At 70.5% G+C, this 3339-nt stretch carries 3 protein-coding genes; all 3 read right to left on the reverse strand.

Annotated features, from left to right (window positions below; translation table 11 throughout):
* On the reverse strand, nt 1-895 hold an 895-nt coding region (gene hemB / locus ADBZ6I_RS16710), incomplete at its 3' end, for a porphobilinogen synthase (RefSeq protein ID WP_526385821.1).
* A gap of 13 nt (nt 896-908) precedes the next feature.
* On the reverse strand, nt 909-2555 hold the full coding sequence (locus ADBZ6I_RS16715) for a bifunctional uroporphyrinogen-III C-methyltransferase/uroporphyrinogen-III synthase (RefSeq protein WP_526385823.1): 1647 nt from the start codon (nt 2553-2555) through the stop codon (nt 909-911).
* Nucleotides 2556-2578: 23 nt separating this feature from the next.
* On the reverse strand, nt 2579-3339 hold a 761-nt coding region (gene hemC / locus ADBZ6I_RS16720), incomplete at its 5' end, for a hydroxymethylbilane synthase (RefSeq protein ID WP_526385825.1).

Below are 3339 nucleotides of genomic sequence, written 5' to 3' on the forward strand. Positions count from 1 at the left end.
GCACCGCCGCACGGCGGTCGACCCAGCCGTTGGCCGCGGCGGCGGCGATCATCGCGTACTCCCCCGACACCTGGTAGGCCGCCACCGGCACCGGCGAGATCTGCTTGGCCGCGGCCACCACGTCGAGGTAGGCCATGGCGGGTTTGACCATGACGATGTCGGCGCCCTCTTCGATGTCCAGGAGCACTTCGCGGACGGCCTCCCGGCCGTTGCCGCCGTCCTGCTGGTAGGTGCGGCGATCGCCGCTGAGTGCGGAGGCCACCGCTTCCCGGAACGGCCCGTAGAACGCCGAGGCGAACTTCGCGGCGTAGGCCAGGATCACCACGTCGGCGAATCCGGCGGCGTCGAGTCCATCCCGGATGGCGGCCACCTGCCCATCCATCATGCCGCTCGGGCCGACGACGTGGGCACCGGACTGCGCTTGTGCCACAGCCAGTCTCACGTACTGCTCGTTGGTCGCGTCGTTGTCGACGCGACCGCGGGCGTCTACGACGCCGCAGTGGCCGTGATCGGTGAATTCGTCCAGGCAGGTGTCGGCCATCAGCACGGTGGCATCGCCGAGGTCGACGGCAAGGTCGCGCAGGGCGCGGTTGAGAATGCCATCCGGGTCGACACCGCAGGAACCGGTGGCGTCCTTGTCCTGTGGACGCGGCACCCCGAACAGCATCAGCCCGCCGACACCGGCCGCCACCGCGTCGGTAGCTGCCCGCCGCAGCGAGTCACGGGTGTGCTGAACGACTCCCGGCATGGAACCGATCGGCCGGGGAGCGTCGATGCCGTCAGCGACGAACATCGGCAACACGAGATGCCGTGGCTCCAAGGAGGCCTCGGCCACCAGCCGGCGCATCGCGGCGGTGGACCGCAGCCGTCGCGGACGCTGCCGGGGGAAGGCCATTGTCCGTTGCCGCCTACCGGCGACGGCTCTTCTTGCGTGGCGGCGGCAAGGCGCCCTCAGCCCGCAGCCGGGCGGCGTGCTCGGCCAGCGCGTCCACCAGCGGACCCACCGCTGCGGTCTCAGGCTGGACGTCGACCCGCAGGCCGAACTCGGCCGCCGTCTCGGCGGTCTTGGGTCCGATGCACGCAACGATGGTGCGCGCGTGCGGCTTCCCGGCGATGCCGACCAGATTGCGCACGGTGGAACTGGAGGTGAAGCAGACGGCGTCGAAACCGCCGGTCTTGATCATCTCCCGGGTCTCCGCCGGCGGCGGAGCGGCCCGCACGGTGCGATAGGCGGTGACATCCTCGATTTCCCACCCACGTTCGCGCAGACCCTCGGCCAACGTCTCGGTGGCGATGTCGGCACGCGGCAGCAGCACCCGGTTCACCGGGTCGAAAATGCTGTCATATTCCGGGAATTCGTCGAGCAGGCCCAGCGAGGACTGCTCACCGGACGGAACCAGTTCGGGGCTGATCCCGAACGCCCGAACCCGATCGGCGGTCGCTTCGCCCACACAGGCGATCTTCACACCGGAGAAGGCCCGCGCGTCCAGACCGAACTCGGCGAACTTCTCCCACACCGCACGCACCGCGTTGGTGGAGGTGAAAACCACCCACTGGTACCGGCCGTCGACCAGGCCCTTGACCGCGCGCTCCATCTGCGCGGGGCTGCGCGGCGGCTCGACGGCGATGGTCGGCACCTCGATGGGCAGGGCGCCGTGATCGACCAGCCGGTCACTCATGTCGCCGGCCTGCTCTTTGGTGCGCGGCACCAGCACGGTCCAGCCGTAGAGCGCGCGGCTCTCCCACCAGTTCAGCTTGGCGCGCGCAGCGACAGTGCGGCCGATGGTGACCACCAGCTGGCCGGCCAGCGGGCCGGCGGCGTCGCCGGCGGCCAGCGCCCGATCGGTCAAGCCGGTCAGGGTGGACTCCACCGAACGCTGCGCGCAGGTAGTGCCCTGGGCGGTGACCACGCACGGGGTGTTCTCGGCGAGCCCGTACTCGATGAGCGAACGGGCGGCGTCGGGCAGATGGGAGGCGGTGGCGGTGAGGATCAGTGGGCCGGGCGCGGCGGCCAGCGCCGCCCAATCCACTCCGGTGCGCACGTCGGCGACGGTGTGGCTGGAGCCCAGCGGAAGCCCCGCGTAGGTCGGAACCGCAACGGTGGCCGGCAGACCCGGGACGATCTCGAATGGCAGGTGGGTCCTGGACACCGCCGTTACCTCGGTGGTCACCGAATCCACCGACAGCGGATCGCCGGCGACGAGCCGGACCACGTCATGGCCGGCTTTGGCCTCGGCCACCAGCGTCTTGGCCACTTCCGCCGGCTCGCCCAGGGCGGGCCGGATATCCGGGCCGACAGAGACGATCGGCGGGGCGGTCTGGTCGCCACCGGGGGCCGAATCGCTTTCCGGCGCGGGCCCGACCGCGGGCGGCAGATCGGTGCCGACGAGCTTGAGCACGGACTCCGGCACGTCGGGGTCGGTGAACACACACGCGGCGTTGGCCAGAACGGCGCGGGCCCGCGTAGTCAGCAGTCCCGGGTCACCGGGGCCGGAGCCGACGAACGTGATGCGTCCCGGCTTCTTACGCCCTCGCGCAGTCGCGTGACCAGTCATAGTCTCTCCCGATCCACCGCTTTTCACGGCAGTTCCCGCTGTGTGGACATGACCTCGCGCGCACCGAGATCGAACAACTCCGCAGCGACCGCGAGCCCAAGCTCGGCGGCCCGGTCGGGAGTGCCGATGCCGGACGCACGGATCACATCGGATCCGTCAACCGCCGCCACGCAGGCGCGTAGCGACAGCTCCTCGAAGACACGACCGTCGTCATCCATGGACTCGACCACCTCAGCGATCGCGCCCACGGGTGCCGAACAACCCGCCTCCAGGTCGGCCAGCAGGGCTCGCTCCGCAGTGACCGCGGCGCGGGTGTCGGCGTCGTCCAACTCCGCCAACAGCGCCGCGAGCTCGGTGTCGCCGGCGCGGCATTCCACCGCTAGCGCACCTTGAGCCGGCGCTGGCAACATCTGCACCGGCTCCAGCGTCTCGGTGACATCGCCGAGTCGTCCCAGGCGGGCCAGGCCCGCGCGGGCGACAACGATGGCGTCGAGATCACCGCTGCTTACCCTGTTCAACCTGGTGTCAAGGTTGCCTCTTAGGGGGCGGATTTCCAAACCGAGACCCAGTGCTCTAAGCTGCGCCGCCCGCCGCACCGATGACGTTCCGATGACTGACCCGGTCGGCAATTCCCCCAGCACAAGGCCGTCCCGGGCCACCAGCGCGTCGCGGGCGTCCGCGCGCGGCGGAATGGCGGCGATGACGAGCCGGGGCTCGGCAGCGGTGGGAAGGTCCTTGTACGAGTGCACGGCCATGTCCACCCGGCCGTCGGCGATCGCCTCGC

Origin of the sequence: Mycobacterium sp., from assembly GCF_044342925.1 — a bacterium.
GTDB lineage: Bacteria > Actinomycetota > Actinomycetes > Mycobacteriales > Mycobacteriaceae > Mycobacterium.